Annotated in this window: 15 protein-coding genes; 9 read left to right on the forward strand and 6 right to left on the reverse strand. The window is 65.0% G+C overall.

Annotated features, from left to right (window positions below; translation table 11 throughout):
• Window positions 1–79 precede the first annotated feature (79 nt).
• Both WHT83_RS01880 and WHT83_RS01885 read left to right on the forward strand, forming a co-directional pair.
• Window positions 80–622: a glutathione binding-like protein gene (locus WHT83_RS01880; RefSeq protein WP_406872803.1), complete on the forward strand. Its 543-nt coding sequence runs from the start codon at window positions 80–82 to the stop codon at window positions 620–622.
• Between the two features lie 194 nt (window positions 623–816).
• Window positions 817–2,253: a diguanylate cyclase gene (locus WHT83_RS01885; RefSeq protein ID WP_406872804.1), complete on the forward strand. Its 1,437-nt coding sequence runs from the start codon at window positions 817–819 to the stop codon at window positions 2,251–2,253.
• 7 nt (window positions 2,254–2,260) lie between these two features.
• Here WHT83_RS01885 and WHT83_RS01890 read toward each other — a convergent pair whose 3' ends face one another.
• The gene (locus WHT83_RS01890) at window positions 2,261–3,067 is read right to left on the reverse strand and encodes an MBL fold metallo-hydrolase (protein ID WP_406872805.1); all 807 of its coding nucleotides are present in this window, start codon (window positions 3,065–3,067) and stop codon (window positions 2,261–2,263) included.
• A gap of 166 nt (window positions 3,068–3,233) precedes the next feature.
• On the opposite strand from WHT83_RS01890, the gene WHT83_RS01895 reads away from it, so the two are divergent.
• The 3 genes from WHT83_RS01895 (at window position 3,234) to WHT83_RS01905 (ending at window position 5,666) form a co-directional block, all read left to right on the forward strand.
• Window positions 3,234–3,983, forward strand: a complete 750-nt coding sequence (locus tag WHT83_RS01895) for a YebC/PmpR family DNA-binding transcriptional regulator (protein WP_108606549.1) — start codon at window positions 3,234–3,236, stop codon at window positions 3,981–3,983.
• Between the two features lie 159 nt (window positions 3,984–4,142).
• Entirely contained in the window at window positions 4,143–4,454 is a 312-nt protein-coding gene (locus WHT83_RS01900) for a SelT/SelW/SelH family protein (protein WP_108606548.1), read from the forward strand.
• A gap of 135 nt (window positions 4,455–4,589) precedes the next feature.
• Complete coding sequence (locus WHT83_RS01905) at window positions 4,590–5,666, forward strand: D-alanine--D-alanine ligase family protein (RefSeq protein ID WP_406872806.1); 1,077 nt, start codon at window positions 4,590–4,592, stop codon at window positions 5,664–5,666.
• Window positions 5,667–5,711: 45 nt separating this feature from the next.
• Here the strand turns inward: WHT83_RS01905 and WHT83_RS01910 are convergent, their stop codons facing one another.
• Entirely contained in the window at window positions 5,712–6,203 is a 492-nt protein-coding gene (locus WHT83_RS01910; RefSeq protein WP_183262695.1) for a DUF1772 domain-containing protein, read from the reverse strand.
• On the reverse strand, window positions 6,200–7,045 hold the full coding sequence (locus WHT83_RS01915; RefSeq protein ID WP_406872807.1) for an NmrA family transcriptional regulator: 846 nt from the start codon (window positions 7,043–7,045) through the stop codon (window positions 6,200–6,202). Before WHT83_RS01915 ends, WHT83_RS01910 begins: the two co-directional genes overlap by 4 nt.
• A 98-nt stretch (window positions 7,046–7,143) precedes the next feature.
• Between WHT83_RS01915 and WHT83_RS01920 the strand changes: the two genes are divergently transcribed.
• The gene (locus tag WHT83_RS01920; RefSeq protein ID WP_406872808.1) at window positions 7,144–7,770 is read left to right on the forward strand and encodes a TetR family transcriptional regulator; all 627 of its coding nucleotides are present in this window, start codon (window positions 7,144–7,146) and stop codon (window positions 7,768–7,770) included.
• 227 nt (window positions 7,771–7,997) lie between these two features.
• On the opposite strand, the gene rpmE is transcribed toward WHT83_RS01920, so the two are convergent.
• Entirely contained in the window at window positions 7,998–8,219 is a 222-nt protein-coding gene (gene rpmE, locus WHT83_RS01925) for a 50S ribosomal protein L31 (protein ID WP_108609677.1), read from the reverse strand.
• A gap of 188 nt (window positions 8,220–8,407) precedes the next feature.
• On the opposite strand from rpmE, the gene WHT83_RS01930 reads away from it, so the two are divergent.
• The 3 genes from WHT83_RS01930 to WHT83_RS01940 all read left to right on the forward strand — a co-directional run bounded on the left by WHT83_RS01930 (window position 8,408) and on the right by WHT83_RS01940 (window position 10,919).
• Window positions 8,408–10,213, forward strand: a complete 1,806-nt coding sequence (locus WHT83_RS01930; protein ID WP_183262698.1) for an ABC transporter transmembrane domain-containing protein — start codon at window positions 8,408–8,410, stop codon at window positions 10,211–10,213.
• A 65-nt stretch (window positions 10,214–10,278) separates the two neighbouring features.
• The gene (locus WHT83_RS01935; RefSeq protein ID WP_406872809.1) at window positions 10,279–10,509 is read left to right on the forward strand and encodes an AbrB/MazE/SpoVT family DNA-binding domain-containing protein; all 231 of its coding nucleotides are present in this window, start codon (window positions 10,279–10,281) and stop codon (window positions 10,507–10,509) included.
• Window positions 10,509–10,919 (forward strand): PIN domain-containing protein, encoded by a 411-nt coding sequence (locus WHT83_RS01940; protein ID WP_406872810.1) that lies wholly within the window; start codon window positions 10,509–10,511, stop codon window positions 10,917–10,919. The genes WHT83_RS01935 and WHT83_RS01940 overlap by 1 nt, the downstream gene beginning before the upstream one ends.
• 2 nt (window positions 10,920–10,921) lie before the next feature.
• Here WHT83_RS01940 and WHT83_RS01945 read toward each other — a convergent pair whose 3' ends face one another.
• Both WHT83_RS01945 and WHT83_RS01950 read right to left on the reverse strand, forming a co-directional pair.
• Complete coding sequence (locus tag WHT83_RS01945) at window positions 10,922–11,611, reverse strand: nitroreductase family protein (RefSeq protein ID WP_406872811.1); 690 nt, start codon at window positions 11,609–11,611, stop codon at window positions 10,922–10,924.
• Between the two features lie 96 nt (window positions 11,612–11,707).
• Window positions 11,708–13,363 (reverse strand): FAD-binding dehydrogenase, encoded by a 1,656-nt coding sequence (locus tag WHT83_RS01950; protein WP_406872812.1) that lies wholly within the window; start codon window positions 13,361–13,363, stop codon window positions 11,708–11,710.
• Between the last annotated feature and the right edge of the window lie 94 nt (window positions 13,364–13,457).

Genomic DNA, 13,457 nt, shown 5'->3' on the forward strand with positions numbered 1-13,457 from the left:
CGCCTGCACCGCATCGACATGCTGTCGAGTCGCTCCTACAGCTTCGCCACGGTGAGCCCGCTGGGACAGACACCCGGCGATGATCACCAAGGACGGCAAACCGCTGACCGAGAGCCTGGCGATCCTGCACAACATCGCCGCGCGCGGCCTCGACAAGGGGCTGGGCTTCGCCCAGGGCACCAAGAAGTTCGACGAACTCAACTGGATGCTCTCCTATCTGCACACGACCCTGCATTCGGCCCTCGGCTACGGCTGGAATGCCTACAAGCTGGAGGAGGACGACCATGCCGGCAAGGCGTTCCTGCGCCGTCTCGCCCGTGAAAAGTCGGCCGAAGCCTACGCCTATCTGCAGAGGGTGCTCGAAGGCCGGGAGTGGCTGGTCGGCGACACGAAGACCGTGGCCGACGCCTATTTCATCGGGATCGCCCGCTGGGGCGAGGACCTCGGCCTGTTCGATATCGCCAGGGAGTTCCCCGGCATCCACAAGCACATGGCCAGGCTCGAAGCCGATCCGGCGGTGATCTTCGCCCACGCTATCGAGGACGAGACGCCGCATGAATCGTCCGGCGGCTTTCGCGGACAACTGACCGTGCAGGAACTGGACACACGGCTGGCCGCCTGACCGCCTTGCAGACGCTCCCCCGTGGATTTCATGGGGGAGCGTGCTTGCCCGAAACGGGCATCGCAGCCGGCACCGCAGAAAGCCTGGCGAAACTGCTTCGATATTCAACATTCCTGATATGCGTTAAGGCGTTTTGAACCCCTTGCTGCAACCATAGGCATCAAGGGACGTCTGCAACACGTATTTAGGGTCCGATGTCTGTAACTGAGGCCAAAAGCCGGCTCGCCGCACCGAACGCGGCGCAGCGGATACCCGGCATATTGATCGTCGGTGGCGTTATATTCGCCGCCGCCCTGTTTGGGATCCTTACCCGCCCGGTAGGCTTTCTCGCCAGTTTCTGGCCGGCCAACGCCATTCTGCTCGGCATGATGGTGCGCAATCCGCGCTATGCCGGCCCGGCCGGCTGGGCGGCAGCGTTCGTCGGCTACGTCGCAGCGGACATTCTGACCGGTGGCGGGTGGTACGTCACGGCGTGGCTGACCGCAGCAAACATGGTTTCCGCCATCACGGGCTATCTGCTGTTCCGTCTCGTCAGCGAGAACGACAGGAAGCTGCAGCACCCTGTCTCCGTCCTCTATCTCTTTGGCATCTGCTGCATGGCAGCGGTGGCCGCCGCATTTGCGGGCGGTGGTGCAGTTGGCCTGTTGTTCGACCGCACCTTCGCGGTCGGGTTCAAACTGTGGTTCGTCACCGAATTGGTCAACACCCTGGTGATCCTGCCGGCGATACTGACATTTCCCGGGGTTCGGTCGCTGTCCGTACGCTGGCCGCCTTCCGACGACGGCCTGTCGCTGGAAACCATACTGCGGGGCGCCCCATGTCTTGCCCTCATCCTGTCCGTCGCTGGAGGCGTGCTGATCGGCGGTCCAGGGGCACTGGCTTTTCCAATCCCGGCCCTGTTGTGGTGCGCGCTCACCTACAGCCTGTTCACCACCTCCGTGATGACCCTGCTGTTGTGCATCTGGCTGCTGATCTCGATACCCGCCGGTCTCGTCGATCTCGCAGCACCGGCGGACCCCATCCGCTCGCTCGACTCGATCCGCCTCGGCATCGCGCTGATGGCGCTCGGGCCGCTGACGGTGGCGAGCATCAACACCGGACGCAGGGAGCTGATCGCCAGGCTCCAGCACATCGCCAACTACGATGCGCTGACCGGCGCACTCTCACGCGGCGCCTTCTTCGAGCGCGGGCAGGCGCGGCTGGACGAGCTCATCCAGGGCCACGGCAACATCGCCGTGCTGATGATCGACCTCGACCACTTCAAGCGTGTCAACGACGAGCATGGCCACGGTGTCGGTGACGCTGCGCTGAAAGCCTTCTTCCCGCAGGCGTCCAAGCACCTGCGCGCGGGTGACCTGATCGGACGGCTGGGCGGGGAGGAATTTGCCGTGCTGATGCCCTCGGCCGACATGATCGAGGCGACGGCGCTGGCCGAGCGCATACGGCTCGCGGTCGAGGCCACCGAAGTGGCACTGCCCTCCGGCGAAGCGCTGAAATTCACGGTGAGCATCGGCGTCTCGGCGCACAAGGCAGATGCCTCAACATCCATCGACGCGATGCTGGCGGCCGCCGACCAGGCGCTCTACGAAGCCAAGGCAGGCGGCCGCAACCAGGTCCGCGTCCGCAGCTGACAAGCCTTCAGATGCCTTCGAGAACGATGATCGTTGGCCGCGCGGGCAGCGATCTGAGTGACACCTTGAGCGAGCGGCTGGGGCGGAACTCGACGGCGAAACCGTCGCCCATCATGCCGGTGAACTCGGCCATTGGCGTCGCATGCCGGTGCATTGGCAGGATCATCGAGGAGTAGAGCCGCGTGGTGATCTCGGTCATCGCGTCGATCGACAGCGTCATGCCGCCGTCGATCGGCACCATCACCACGTCGAGCCGGCCGATGGCGCCGTAATGTGCGTCCTCCAGCCGGTGATGCAGATGGCCGAGATGGCCGATGCACAGACCAGCAACCTCGAAGATGAAGATCGAATTGCCGTTAGCCTCCATCTCGCCGAAGCGCCTGATGTCGGTCGGCACGTTGCGGACATAGACGTCGTCGACCACCAGCGCATGCCTGGCCGGCCCGCCATCGGGGTTCCAGCCGCGCAGCACGTGCTCGATGCCCTTGTCGGGAAAGTCGGTGTAATGTGTACGGTGCGCCTTGTTCATGGTGACGATCCGCGGCAGCGGGTTCGAACCGTAGAGGCCGCTATAGTCGGTGGCGATGCGCACGCCGCCCGGCGTCTCGATGACATAGGTCGAGTGGCCGGCATAGGTGATGGTGACGTCGCCGTCGACGAATGCCTGCGCCGGAGTGAAGCTGGCATAGGTGGCTCGGGGCAGGGCCTGGGCGATGGCCATGCATCTGCTCGGCACCGGGTCTTCTGCGGCAGCGGCAGGCCGAGCCAGCGCAAGCAGGGCGACAAGGCAGGCAGCGAACAGGCGGACGGGCATGGCGCTCTCGTGCGTTCGGGGCGTGGCCGCACTATCTCAGCCGAGGCAAGCGGCGCGTAGTCACGTTTTCGCGAGTGCCTGAAAGCCCGAAACTCTGGACGTATTGAGCCGATTTATCTATAAGGCGGCCCATTCAAACACTGCCGAAGCGACAAACAGGGGTCCCATGGCCGGCCATTCACAGTTCAAGAACATCATGCACCGCAAGGGCCGCCAGGATGCGGTGCGGTCCAAGATGTTCTCCAAGCTCGCTCGCGAAATCACCGTTGCCGCAAAGACCGGCGTGCCCGACGCGACAATGAACCCGCGCCTGCGCCTGGCGGTACAGAACGCCAAGGCCGTGTCGATGCCCAAGGACAACATCGCGCGCGCCATTTCCAAGGCCTCGATGGGCGACGCCGAGAACTACGAAGAAGTGCGCTACGAGGGCTACGGTCCGGGTGGCGTGGCCCTCATCGTCGAGGCGCTGACCGACAACCGCAACCGCACCGCCTCCAACGTGCGTGCCGCCTTCACCAAGTCCGGTGGTGCAATGGGCGAAACCGGCTCGGTCTCGTTCATGTGGGACCGCGTCGGCGAGATCGTCTATGCCGCCAAGGCCGGCGACGCCGACAAGGTCATGGACGCCGCGATCGAGGCCGGCGCCGATGATGTGCAGTCCGACGAGGACGGCCACACCATCACCTGCGCTTTCGAAAACCTCGGCGAAGTGTCCAAGGCGCTGGAAAGCTCGCTCGGCGACGCCGAGTCGGTTAAGATCATCTGGAAGCCGCAGAACAACATCCCTGTCGACGAAGAGCGGGCCCAGTCGCTGATGAAGCTGGTCGGCACGCTGGAAGACGACGACGACGTGCAGAACGTCTACGCCAACTTCGAAGTCGACGAAGCAACGCTGGCCAAGCTCAGCGCGGCGTAACAGGACGGCCTCTTCGCGGCGGATGAACCCGTCCGCCGCGAAAAACGCCCGCCTCCGCGGCTGGGCCAAACATCAGCAAGCCACCGCTGTTCCTCTCCGGCCAAGGCCTCCAGGAACGCGCAGCAAGCCAGAGAACAACCTTCGGTCTCGGAGCTGCTCATGACCAACGACACCCTTCCCCAGATCCGCATCACCTATTGCACCCAGTGCATGTGGCTTCTCCGCGCCGGCTGGATGGCGCAGGAGCTGCTCTCGACCTTTGGCCAGGAACTCGGCGAAGTGACCCTGGTGCCGGGCACCGGCGGCATCTTCACCGTCACCTGCAACGGCGAACTGATCTGGGACCGCAAGCGCGACGGCGGTTTTCCCGACGCGGCCCAGCTCAAACAGCTGGTGCGCGACATGATCGACCCCGAGCGCGACCTCGGCCATTCCGACCGCAAGGGCCACAAGGCAAAGGACCCGGCCTGAACGGCCGCTGCGGAAATCGTGCAGGGCCCGCGACAGCGCCACAGATAAGTTCCATTTCCTGCGCAACCAGGGCATGGGACCGCACCACACGGCACGCGCGTTGCCCGGAAAATCCACAGGGACGGAACAGCATTCATGACCACGAGACCGCGCATTGCAGTTCTGTTCGGCGGACGTTCCGCCGAACACGACGTTTCCATCATGTCCGCAAGCAATGTGGTCAAGGCGATCGACGCCTCCAGATATGAGGTCGTGCCGATCGGCGTCAGCCGCCAGGGCAAGTGGCTGCTGGCCGAACTCGACCGTGACGGCGCGCTACCCAAGGCCGTGCCAGAGCGTGGCACCGAGGTGAGCCTTTTGCCGGGCGGCAAGGGTCGGCTGGTTGCCGTTCCCGAAGGCGAGGCGCCGTTCGAGTTGCCCAGCATCGACGTGCTGTTTCCGGTGTTGCACGGCCCGTTCGGCGAGGATGGAACGGTGCAGGGCCTGGCCGAAGTCGCCGGCGTGCCTTATGTCGGCTGCGGCGTGCTCGGATCCGCCAACGCGATGGACAAGGACGCGGCCAAGCGGCTGCTGAAGGAGGCCGGCGTACCGGTGGCGCGGGGAATTGCCGTGCATGCCGGAGAGCAGCCGGAATTCGACGCGGTGGCCGCCGCACTTAGCCTGCCGGTTTTCGTCAAGCCGGCACGCCAGGGTTCGTCTGTCGGCGTCAGCAAGGCAGGTACCGCCGAGCAGTTGAAGGCAGCTTTGGACGAAGCGTTCAAGCACGACCGCAAGGTGCTGATCGAGGAGTTCGTCGATGGCCGCGAGATCGAGTTCGGTGTGCTTGAAAACCTCGACGGTTCGCTGACCGTTTCGCTGCCGGGCGAGATCGCGCCAGCCGCCAGCCACGGTTTCTATACCTATGAGGCAAAGTACATCGATGCCGACGGCGCGGCCTTGCGCATACCGGCTGAGCTTCCCGAAGCAGCGACGCGGCAGCTTCAGGACATGTCGCGAAAAGGGTTTCTCGCGCTCGGCTGCGAGGGCATGGCCCGGGTCGACTTCTTCGTCCGTGCCGACGGCTCGGCGCTGATCAACGAGATCAACACCATCCCCGGCTTCACCAACATCAGCATGTACCCCAAGACGCTCGGAGCCAGCGGCATTGCCTATCCCGACCTCGTCGGCCGGCTGATCGAGCATGCCATCGACCGTGCCAGACGCCAGGCGTGATTGCGGGCCGACCGGGAGGATGATCCTCCGGCTGGCCCCGCAAATTCATCCGCGGGCGGCCGAGAAGGCCATGGCAAAGGACGCCAGCGAGGCCAGGCAGGCGACCGTGCGGACGTGGTTCCACGGCAGCCATTCGGCGAGATAGCGCGCCCATAGCGCAGCACCCTCGGCGCTAGCCGGGTCGGTAGCGGCGAGTGCGTCGTTGAGCGGCACGTTGAAGACCATCGTCACCAGGAAGCAGCCCAGGAGATAGGCGAGGCTGCCAGCGAGCAACCAGGCCGAACCGGCCTCGCTCCAGCCGAGGACCGCCTTGGCGGCAAGCGCCAGCGATATCGCCACCATACCCATGAACACCGTCATGAAAAACGGGTTGATGATGGTGAGGTTGACCTGTTGCATGGCGGCAATGCCATGGGCGGCGGGCAGCCGCGCCAGCGATGCCATGATGGTGTTCGAGAAAATGAAGAACAGGCCGGCGGCGATGCCGCTGCCGAGCACGGCGGCGAAGGTGAGCGCCGAAAACAGCATGCCGGTCATTTCGCGCCTCCCCAGATACCGGTTGCTGCGACCGCGCTGGCATAGTCGCGGAAATCGCGCGCCGGGCGGCCAAGCGCCCGCTCGACGCCATCGGTAAGATGTTCATTGCGGCCATCCAGCACTTCGGTGAACAGCATCATCAGGAGATCTATGAGATCCTGGGGCAATTGCTGTTCGGCAAGGCGTGCAGCGAACTGCGCGGTGGTCAGCTCGACGAAACGGATTTCACGGCCGGCCACCTCGGCAATGTCTGCAACAGCCTCGGCGAAGGTGATGAAGCGCGGGCCGGTGAGTTCGTAGAACTGGCCGATATGGCGATTGTCGGTGAAGGCGGCGACGGCCGCATCTGCGATGTCGTCGGCATCGACGAAGGGTTCACGGACTGCCCCCACCGGCAAGGCCACCTCGCCCGCCAGCACCGCATCGAGCATGAAACTCTCACTGAAATTCTGCATGAACCAGCTGCAGCGCAGGATCGTCCATTCGGCGCCGGACTGCTTGACCGTTTCCTCCGCCCGCTGTGCCTCGGGCTCGCCGCGCCCGGAGAGAAGTACGAGGCGATTGCCCCCCATGGCGACGGCAAGCTTGGCGAATGCGCCGACCGCTTCGGCAGCGCCCGGCGCTGCGAGGTCAGGGTAGTAGGACACGTAGACCGCGCCGACGCCCTCGAGCGCGCCGGCCCAGGTGGCGCGGTTTTCCCAATCGAACGACGGAGTACTGCCACGCGAACCGATGCGGACGGGCAGGTCGCGCGCGACAAGCTGTTCTGCGATGCGGCGGCCGGTCTTGCCGGTGCCGCCAAGTATCAGAATGGGCTTCATGCTTTGCTGGGTTACGGTCATTTGGGCCTCCTTCATTAATGTGAGTAATGCTCACATTTGCAAATGTGATAAACCCTCATATTATGGAGGTCAAGCGGATTCGTTGCGGGCAAAAGAACATGGAAGCGATTGAGGACAACTCAGGCCAGACCCTGCGGCGCGCGCCGAGCCAGAAGCGCAGCCAGGAGCGCGTCGAGCGCATGCTGCAAGCGGCACGCGCGCTGATCTCGGAAGGCGGCAGCGACGCCATGCGGATGGGGGAAGTGGCCGAACGCGCCAGCGTATCGATCGGCTCGCTTTACCAGTATTTTCCCGACAAGGGCGCAATCATCCGCACCCTGGCCGAACGCTACAACGCCGAAGGCCGCGCCTGCATCGCCGACGGCCTTGCCGGCGTGCGCGACATGAAGGGCCTGATCGAAGCATTCGGCGGGCTGATCGACGTCTATTACGGCATCTTCCTGGCCGAGCCGGTGATGCGCGACATCTGGTCGGGAACACAGGCCGACAAGGCGCTACGCGACATCGACATGCGCGACTCCAGGGCCAATGGCGCGCTTCTGGCCGAGGCGTGGCGGCGCGTCGCGCCCGCCGTCGATGCGGCCGAAATCGAGCGCAAGGCGTTCCTGATCATGTCGCTGGGGGAATCGGCGATGCGGCTCGCCATATCTGTCGAACGCGCCGAAGGCGATCTGCTGGTGGCCGACTACAAAGCGATGGCACTGAGGGAGATCGCGGCGCTGTAGACGAGGTTCCCCTCCCCCTTGTGGGGAGGGGTACGGGTTGGGGGTAGTTCGCGCTCACCAATTCAGCCGGCAGACCGAGAAGAGGTGACATACCCCACCCTTTATCCCTCCCCACAAGGGGGAGGGAGGGCGTCGACGCCGTGCCCGTCTTCATGCGCCTGCTGACTTGCACAACAAAAAAACCCGCCACGAGGGCGGGTTCTTGATAGCCGGCGATACAGGTCGGCTTAGATGCCGAGGCCTTCGTAACGCTTCTTGAACTTCGACAGACGGCCGCCGCGGTCGAGCAGGTTGTGCTGGCCGCCGGTCCAGGCCGGGTGCGTGGTCGGATCGATATCGAGGTTCATCGTATCGCCTTCCTTGCCCCAGGTGGAGCGGGTCATGTATTCGGTGCCATTGGTCATGACGATCTTGATGGCGTGGTAGTCGGGATGGATATCGGCTTTCATCGCTCTGTTCCTGCTGTCGCGGCGCGGCTTGCGCAGGTATCCTGCGGCGATGCGCCTCTTTCGAAAATTCGAAGCCACGGCTAGATAGGCCAAGGCTTCAGAAACGGTCGGCGTGCCTATACATCAGCCGATTTCGAATCACAAGGCCGCGCAGCCGGCAAATGGGCCGCGGCCGAGAGGGAAACATCATGGCGAACACGACAACGGCCGCCAACGAAGAGCGCCGGCGTTCGCTCCGCCCGTTGAATCGCCTGTCACCCTATCTTTATCGCTACCCCAGGCTTGTCGTCGGCGCCATCATTTCGCTGGTTGCCGCTGCCGTCACCACGCTGACCCTGCCGCTCGCCGTGCGCCGCATGATCGACCACGGCTTCTCCTCGGTCGATTCGACCTTCATCGCCCAATATTTCGCCATGCTGGTGGCGATCGCGGCCCTGCTCGCGCTGGCCTCGGCCTGCCGCTATTTTTTCGTCATCACGCTGGGCGAGCGCGTCGTCTCCGACATCCGCCGCGACGTCTTCACCCACGTCACCAGCCTGTCGCCGGCCTTCTTCGACACGGCAATGTCGGGCGAGATCGTCTCGCGGCTGACCGCCGACACCACCCAGATCAAGGCCGCCGTCGGCGCCACCGCCTCGGTCGCGCTGCGCAACCTCATCCTTTTCCTTGGCGCCCTCGCCATGATGGTGGTGACCAGCCCGAAGCTTTCAGGGCTGGTGATCGCGGCGATCCCGCTGATCGTGTTGCCGCTCGTCGCCTTCGGCCGCTCGGTGCGGCGCAAGTCGCGCACGGCGCAGGATACGCTGGCCGACGCCACCGCCTTTGCCAGTGAGCAGATCGGAGCGATCCGCACGCTCCAGGCCTTCACCAACGAACGGCTGGTGACAGGCAAGTTCGCCGCCGCGGTGGAAACGGCCTTCAGCGCGGCCCGTGCCTCGGTGCTGGCGCGTTCGGTGCTGACCTTCTTTGCCATCTTCACCATCTTCGCCTCGGTCGTGGCGGTGCTGTGGTTCGGCTCGCGCGACGTCCTCGACGGCACGCTGTCGCCGGGCACGCTCGGCCAGTTCCTGCTCTATTCGGTCTTCGCCGCCGGCGCGCTGGGCAGCCTGTCGGAAGTGTGGGGCGAACTGAGTTCCGCTGCAGGTGCCGCCGAGCGCATCACCGAGATCCTGGCCGAAAAGCCGACCGTCGCCGCACCGGCCTCGCCTGTCGCCCTGCCCGCCAAGAGCACCGGCGCGATCGAATTCCGCGACGTGACCTTCTCCTACCCGGTCCGACCGGACCGCGCCGCCGTGCACGGGCTGAGCTTCGTCGTCAAGCCGGGTGAAACGGTCGCCATCGTCGGCCCTTCCGGTGCCGGCAAGAGCACCGTGTTTTCGCTTCTGCTGCGCTTCTACGACCCTGAGAACGGTTCCGTGCTGATCGACGGCGTCGACCTGCAAAAGGCCGATCCGCAGGCGGTGCGCGAGCGCATCGCCATCGTGCCCCAGGACGTGACGGTATTTGCCAGCACGGCAGCCGAGAATATCGGCTTCGGCCGGCCCGGCGCATCGCGTCCGGAGATCGAAGCCGCAGCCAAGGCGGCCCTGGCCGACGGTTTCATCGAAAAGCTGCAGGACGGCTATGAAACGCAAGTAGGCGAGCGTGGTGTGACGCTCTCGGGCGGCCAGCGCCAGCGCATCGCCATCGCCCGCGCCATCCTGCGCGACGCGCCGATCCTGCTGCTCGACGAGGCAACTTCGGCCCTCGACGCCGAAAGCGAAAAGCAGGTGCAGACGGCGCTTGAACACCTGATGCAGGGCCGCACCACCATCGTCATCGCCCACAGGCTGGCGACGGTGCTGAAGGCCGACCGCATCCTGGTCATGGATGGCGGCGCAATCGTCGAGGAAGGCACGCACCAGAGCCTGGTCGCCAAGGGCGGCATCTATGCCCGTCTCGCCAGGCTGCAGTTCCATGCCGGCGCCGGCGCTTTCCAGGGGGCGGCGGAGTAGTTCGGAAGCCCTTGGCGCTTCGCTCTGCAGGATATACATTACAACTGTATATCCAGGAGAATGCCATGCAGGTTTCGAAATGGGGCAACAGCCTCGCGATCCGCCTGCCGGCGCAGGTCGTCGAGGCGCTCGACCTCAAGGAAGGCGACGAGATCGACATCCGGATCGCCGGTGAACGCGCATTCGACATAGAGCGCGACCAGAGCCGCGAGCGCGCGCTCGAACGCATCCGCGCCTTGCGCAAGCCTCTGCCGTCGGGCTGGCACCTCGACCGCGACGAGGCGAACCTGCGGTAATGGCTGCGGCAGACGAACTGCTCGACACCAACGTCCTCGTCTATGCTTTCACCATCGACCCGCGCAGCGTGACGGCGGAGAAGCTCCTAGCCAAGGGATGCACCGTCAGCGTCCAGGGGCTGAACGAATTCGCCAATGTCGCGCGCCGCAAGCTCGGCATGAACTGGCGCGAGATCGGCGACGCCTTGGCGATCATTCGCACGCTTTGCCCACGCATCCTGCCGCTCGACGTTGAAACGCATGCCGAAGCCGTGACCCAGGCCGAGCGCCTTGGCCTGTCATTCTACGATGCGCTGGTCGTCGCGGCGGCACTTCGCGCCAATTGCACGACGTTATGGTCGGAGGATATGCAGCACGGCCGCGTCATCGACGGACGCCTGCGTATCCTCAACCCCTTCGCGGGCAGCTAGCCTCACAGGAAGGTCGCAATCTCCGACAATGGCCGCTTGTCCATGGCGTGGGCAGGGATGGTGGCGCCTTCCTTGGGGTAGCCGACGACCATCAGGATGTAGGGTTTGTCGTGCGGGTCGCGGCCGCAGATCTGGTTGAGGAAACTCATCGGGTTGGGCGTGTGCGTGAGCGTGGCAAGCCCGGCGCGGTGGAGTGCGGCGATCAGGAAGCCGGTGGCGATGCTGACCGATTCCGGCACGTAGTAGTTCTTGCGGGTGACGCCGTCGGCCGAACGGCTCCTGCGCTCACCGAAGATGCAGATCAGCCACGGCGCCTCTTCCAGGAACGGCTTGGAGGCATCGGTGCCGAGCGGCGCCAGCGCCTTGAGCCACTCCTCGCCGGCGCGGCCTTCATAGAAAGCGCGCTCCTCGATCTCGGCCGCCTCGCGGATCTGCCGCTTGATGTCCGCGTCGCCGATAACGGCGAAATGCCAAGGCTGGTGGTTGGCGCCGTTGGGCGCGGTACCGGCCGCCATGATGCAGGTTTCAATGATGTCGCGAGGCACCGGCCGGGTCGAGAAATCACGCACCGTGTGGCGTGTCCTGATCTCGTCGTAGAACAACTGCGCACCGGCACGCATCTCCTCCAGCGGCTTCTCTTCGAAGTCGGGCAGTGGAACGGTGCGGTAGCTGTGGGCGGACTGAACGGTCATCGGGATGTTTCTCATTGTTTGATCGTGTCGGTGGACATTCGGGAAAATGGCTGGTGTCGTCAATGGACCGTACCGCGCCAGCTTTTGGCGAGAGGCTCAGCCTCGAGCGACATGCCTTCCCGCATTCCTGCCTGAGAAAATGCAGCCACCGAGGAAGGTGCCTTCCAGAGCATTGTAGCCGTGGTAGCCGCCGCCGCCGAAGCCGGCGACCTCGCCCGCAGCGTAAAGACCCGGAACGGGTTCGCCCGAGGCGTCGAGCACCTGGCCATCCAGATTGGTGTGCAAGCCGCCCAGCGTCTTGCGTGTGAGCACGTTGAGCCGCACGGCGATCAGCGGGCCGTTTGCAGGGTCGAGGATCTTGTGCGGCTTGGCCGTGCGCACCAGCCGGTCGCCAAGATATTTCAGCGCCCCATGGATGGCGGTGACCTGGGCGTCCTTGCAGAACGGATTGTCGATCTCGCGGTCGCGCGCCGCGATCTGGGCGTGGAGGCGGTCATGGTCGATCAGGCTGTTCCCGGCAAGCGCGTTCATGCCGGCAACGAGATCACGCAGATTGTCGCGCACGACGAAATCCTCGCCATGCTGTTTGAAGGCTTCGACCGACGGCGGTGCGCCCTTGGCCCGGCGGCTCTTCAGCACCTCGATCCAGCGCCCGGAGGTCAAGTCAGGATTCTGCTCGGAGCCTGACAGCGCGAACTCCTTCTTGATGATCTTCTGGGTCAGGACGAACCATGAGTATTCGTGGCCTGTGGACAGGATGCGCCTGAGCGTGCCCAGCGTGTCGAAGCCGGGCAGGAACGGCGCCTCCAGCCGCTGCCCGAGCGCGTCGAACCACATCGACGACGGCCCGGGCAGGATGCGGATGCCGTGGTTCGGCCAGATCGGGTTCCAGTTAATCAGGCCCTCGGTGTAGTGCCACATGCGGTCGCGGTTGATGACGGTGCCGCCGGCGGCTTCCGTGATGGCGATCATGCGGCCGTCGACGTGATGCGGCACGCCGGCCACCATCTTCTTCGGCGCAGGGCCGAGGCGCTCGGCGGGCCATGCCTTGCGCACGAGCTCATGATCGCCGCCGATGCCGCCTGATGTGACAATCACTGCGCCCGCGTGGAACTCGAACGCGCCGGCCACCGTGCGGCCGGATTGCCGGCCGCGGTCGACGGTGGAGGGTTCCAGGATTTCGCCGGAAACGCCGCTGACGGCCCCACCCGTCTTGATGAGACGGCTCGCCCGGTGCCGGAATTTGAGCGCGATTCGGCCGGCGGCCGCGTGCTCGCGGACGCGGCGCAAAAATGGCGCCAGTACGCCGGGCCCGGTGCCCCAGGTGACGTGGAAGCGCGGCACCGAATTGCCGTGGCCGTGGGCTGCCGCGCCGCCACGCTCGGCCCAGCCGACGACCGGAAACCAGCGCATGCCCTGCGCATGCAGCCAGGGCCGCATCTCGCCGGCCGCGAAATCGATGAAGGCTTCGGCCACCTTGCGCGGCCAGTGGTCTTCGGGTCGGTCGAACTGCGCCGAACCCAGCCAGTCCTGCAAGGCGAGTTCGCGGCTATCCTTGATGCGCATCCGGCGCTGCTCGGGGCTGTCCACGAAGAACAGACCGCCGAGCGACCAGAACGCCTGGCCGCCGAGCGAGTTCTCGCCTTCCTGCTCGAGGATGATGACGCGCTTGCCGGCGTCGGCGAGTTCGGCCGCGGCGACAAGGCCGGCGAGCCCGCCGCCTATGACGATCGCATCCGCATGATCCGCCACCTGCCCCTCCCAAGGTCTTTGGTGTTGCGGGAGTTTCGGGCAAAGATTTTCAGGATCAAGCGGAAAGTCGCGCCGCAGATGTTCCGCTGCGGCA

The organism is Aminobacter sp. P9b (assembly GCF_045345995.1).
In the GTDB taxonomy this organism is placed as follows: domain Bacteria; phylum Pseudomonadota; class Alphaproteobacteria; order Rhizobiales; family Rhizobiaceae; genus Aminobacter; species Aminobacter niigataensis.

What these genes read in the sequence shown, in the direction of transcription:
- WHT83_RS01935 (WP_406872809.1), top strand. Translation starts at nt 10,279, where the DNA reads ATGCAGGTTTCGAAATGGGGCAACAGCCTCGCGATCCGCCTGCCGGCG.
- WHT83_RS01915 (WP_406872807.1), bottom strand. Translation starts at nt 7,045, where the DNA reads ATGACCGTAACCCAGCAAAGCATGAAGCCCATTCTGATACTTGGCGGC.
- WHT83_RS01890 (WP_406872805.1), bottom strand. Translation starts at nt 3,067, where the DNA reads ATGCCCGTCCGCCTGTTCGCTGCCTGCCTTGTCGCCCTGCTTGCGCTG.
- WHT83_RS01880 (WP_406872803.1), top strand. Translation starts at nt 80, where the DNA reads ATGATCACCAAGGACGGCAAACCGCTGACCGAGAGCCTGGCGATCCTG.
- WHT83_RS01920 (WP_406872808.1), top strand. Translation starts at nt 7,144, where the DNA reads ATGGAAGCGATTGAGGACAACTCAGGCCAGACCCTGCGGCGCGCGCCG.
- WHT83_RS01885 (WP_406872804.1), top strand. Translation starts at nt 817, where the DNA reads ATGTCTGTAACTGAGGCCAAAAGCCGGCTCGCCGCACCGAACGCGGCG.
- WHT83_RS01930 (WP_183262698.1), top strand. Translation starts at nt 8,408, where the DNA reads ATGGCGAACACGACAACGGCCGCCAACGAAGAGCGCCGGCGTTCGCTC.
- WHT83_RS01900 (WP_108606548.1), top strand. Translation starts at nt 4,143, where the DNA reads ATGACCAACGACACCCTTCCCCAGATCCGCATCACCTATTGCACCCAG.
- rpmE (WP_108609677.1), bottom strand. Translation starts at nt 8,219, where the DNA reads ATGAAAGCCGATATCCATCCCGACTACCACGCCATCAAGATCGTCATG.
- WHT83_RS01940 (WP_406872810.1), top strand. Translation starts at nt 10,509, where the DNA reads ATGGCTGCGGCAGACGAACTGCTCGACACCAACGTCCTCGTCTATGCT.
- WHT83_RS01910 (WP_183262695.1), bottom strand. Translation starts at nt 6,203, where the DNA reads ATGACCGGCATGCTGTTTTCGGCGCTCACCTTCGCCGCCGTGCTCGGC.
- WHT83_RS01945 (WP_406872811.1), bottom strand. Translation starts at nt 11,611, where the DNA reads ATGACCGTTCAGTCCGCCCACAGCTACCGCACCGTTCCACTGCCCGAC.
- WHT83_RS01895 (WP_108606549.1), top strand. Translation starts at nt 3,234, where the DNA reads ATGGCCGGCCATTCACAGTTCAAGAACATCATGCACCGCAAGGGCCGC.
- WHT83_RS01905 (WP_406872806.1), top strand. Translation starts at nt 4,590, where the DNA reads ATGACCACGAGACCGCGCATTGCAGTTCTGTTCGGCGGACGTTCCGCC.